The organism is Endozoicomonas sp. SESOKO3 (genome assembly GCF_024606255.1).
In genome coordinates, this window is record NZ_JAHHPR010000009.1 from 1 (window position 1) to 1,346 (window position 1,346).

Here is a 1,346-nt window from a genome sequence, read left to right on the forward strand (position 1 = left end):
CTGAAGTGCCTGCTGAGCTCCAGTCTTTGTCCCTCTAATGGGTATGCCCCCGGATCCTTATCGATACCTATCAGCCTGCCTCTGCCGGACAGGTTCTTCAGAACTGCACGACTGTGTCCACCACGACCAAATGTTCCATCGACATAGAGCCCGTCAGGATCTGTAACCAAAGCCTCAACCGCTTCCTCTAACAGCACAGTAATGTGCTGGTCTGATTGCTCTTGCAATGTCATCTATCATGTCCGGGCGCATACCCATTAGAGGGACAAAGACTGGAGCTCAGCAGGCACTTCAGCGGATTCACTGGCTTCCTGAAGATAATCATCTCGTCGCTGGTTCCAGCAAGCTTCATCCCACAGTTCAAATTTTTTGCCCTGCCCCAGAAGAATGCAGCGTTTATCCATGCCTGCATAATCCCTGAGCAAGGGAGGTACCAAAACTCGGCCACTGCCATCCATATCAATGTCGGTGGCGTGTCCGATAAGAAGTCTTTGTATTCGGCGTGTCATCGGGTGAAAACTGGGCAGGGCTTCAATCTTTGCCTGAATGGCCTCCCACTCATCCTGTGGATAAATCAATAGACAAGGCTCATCAGTATCGATAGTTGCCACCAAACGGCCTTCACAACGATCTTTCAACACCTGCCGATAACGGGTAGGTATTGCAAGACGCCCTTTGGCATCGAGATTGATGGCATTAACCCCACGAAACAAACCGATTCCCTCAAGTCAATTCAGACAGGATGGCAGGCCGCAATCCGAAGAGAAAAAGTGTTCACTGGCACCCCACTCTCCCACATCATGCTAACTAAACTCCACTTTTATCCACTTTACTCCACTGAAGCACACTATAGAAACCTCAAAAACCCACGTCAAGGTCAGAATCTGTCTGAAGAGTCAAATAATTGACCCCGCCAGAGACCAGACACCCAGCGCTTTGCATTAAAAAAGTGCATAAAAATGAGCAGCTTGGAGGGAAGAGCTATTTAAGCCCATGAAGCATGAGAACTGCCTGAAAAAAATTGTAAAAGTTTCAGATAATTGAATATCTTGATCAACACATCCCATTCATTGCTGAACGGCCAGTCAAATTCACTGAGACCGATTCCGTTTCAATTCGGGAACAGATAGCGGAAGAAAAAGAAAGTCTCGAGTTGGCCTGTAAGCCGGGTTCTGTCCAACCTGTAAACAGGTCTGGGCAATCATTCATCTGGGATACCTGTCACCAGGCACCTCAAGCAACCTACCCGAATCCAGTGCGGGTCACACCTCCAGGATTCCTATTTGGTCTTGCTCCAGGCGGGGTTTACCATGCCGTGAACTGTTACCAGTCACGCGGTGCGCTCT

Annotated in this window: 2 protein-coding genes and 1 other RNA gene; all 3 read right to left on the reverse strand. The window is 49.0% G+C overall.

The genetic code is table 11. The features are described 5' to 3' along the window. Positions 1–233 (reverse strand): 16S rRNA (cytosine(1402)-N(4))-methyltransferase (mraW, locus tag KDK18_RS00070; protein WP_257252312.1); only part of this gene is annotated, 233 nt, incomplete at its 3' end. 24 nt (positions 234–257) lie between these two features. Beyond that, positions 258–713 (reverse strand): division/cell wall cluster transcriptional repressor MraZ, encoded by a 456-nt coding sequence (mraZ, locus tag KDK18_RS00075; RefSeq protein ID WP_257252313.1) that lies wholly within the window; start codon positions 711–713, stop codon positions 258–260. Positions 714–1,145: 432 nt separating this feature from the next. Next, an RNA gene (rnpB, locus tag KDK18_RS00080) (RNase P RNA component class A) lies at positions 1,146–1,346 on the reverse strand; the annotation flags it as partial.